Consider the following 1,344-nt stretch of genomic DNA (forward strand, 5'->3'; position numbering starts at 1 on the left):
CGCCCGCACATTGAGCGAGATCGAGGCTGCCGCTGCCAATATCACTCGCGCGGGCGGACGAGCCGAAGCAATCGCTCTCGATATCCGGGACGTTTCGGCAGTGAGTGAAGCTGTTTCACACAGGCCGGCTTTTCACGTGCTGGTCAACAATGCCGGGATGAACCGCACCAACCCATTCCTTGATGTAACGCAGGCCGATTTCGATGATATTATGGCCCTCAATCTCCGTGCTTCCTTTTTTGTCGCGCAGATCGTCGCGCGACGCATGGTCGAGCAAGGCGTCAGTGGCAGCATCATAAACATGTCGTCGCAGATGGGCCATGTCGGCGCCGCGACGCGCAGCGTCTACTGCGCCTCGAAATGGGCAATGGAGGGCATGACCAAGGCGGTGGCAATCGATCTTGCGCCATACAAGATCCGTGTGAACACCATTTCCCCGACGTTTGTAGAAACCCCGCTCGCTCAAAATTTCCTGAAGAACGAAACATTTAAGGCGGAGGTCATGTGCAAAATAAAGCTCGGCCGCATCGGTCATGTCGACGACATAACCGGAGCAGTTGTTTTTCTTGCGTCCGATGCATCCTCTCTGATGACGGGGTCGTCCATGGTCATCGACGGCGGATGGACTGCGGACTAAAGGCAATTCTCAACCCGCAAATTGGCAATCTCTGGTGGTTTTCGCTCCGTCTTTGACGCGACACGCAGTGCACGAGCGGCCAAAGCACAAACCGCGGCTGTCATTGGTGGGCTAAACGCCCACCAGTCTTCACTCCTTAGGGATATGGCAGTCCCAGGGGGCCCGCGAACTATTTGCTCAATCCCGTGGGTCATCGCCAGGTAAAGGGCGAGCACGGAGATCAAGCAAACCCCATTCCTACAACCACGGCCGTCCGCTCAGTTCGACAGACAAAGCTTTCGTGCGATGCCATGCCCGATCCTCACCTGCGAGAAGACTATGCTGCGAAAGGCGTTCTCCAGGATCACGACACGCTCTTCAAGCGCAACGGCAAGTGGCCCCGGCTCGCTCCTCGGCTACATCGTGTGATTTTTCATGGAATGAGGACCCTGTTTGAGGGGTGATTTTCGTCCAAACGGGACCCCTTAACGATGGGTCATCAAGATGCCTCCGGTTTGATCGGAGGCATTTGTGTTTTGGATGTTGGTTGTGGAGACGATTGCGAAGATACGCCGGCTGTCGCTGGTGCAGGGGAAGTCGATCAAGGCGATCTGCCGGGAGCTGAAGATCTCCCGGAAGGTGGTGCGCAAGGTTTTGCGTTCCGAGGAGACAGAGTTCCGCTACGAGCGCAAGCATCAGCCTTATCCGCGGATGGGCGCCTGGCGTGA

General features: G+C 56.7%; 1 protein-coding gene and 1 pseudogene. Both read left to right on the forward strand.

Going from position 1 to position 1,344, the window contains the following annotated elements:
- Positions 1–637 (forward strand): SDR family oxidoreductase (locus EOA22_RS33765; RefSeq protein ID WP_164756191.1); only part of this gene is annotated, 637 nt, incomplete at its 5' end.
- A 519-nt stretch (positions 638–1,156) separates the two neighbouring features.
- Positions 1,157–1,344 (forward strand): annotated as a pseudogene (locus EOA22_RS39280) (IS21 family transposase); the annotation flags it as partial.

This window comes from Mesorhizobium sp. M7A.F.Ca.US.014.04.1.1 (assembly GCF_003998745.1).
GTDB classification, from domain to species: Bacteria; Pseudomonadota; Alphaproteobacteria; order Rhizobiales; family Rhizobiaceae; genus Mesorhizobium; species Mesorhizobium ciceri.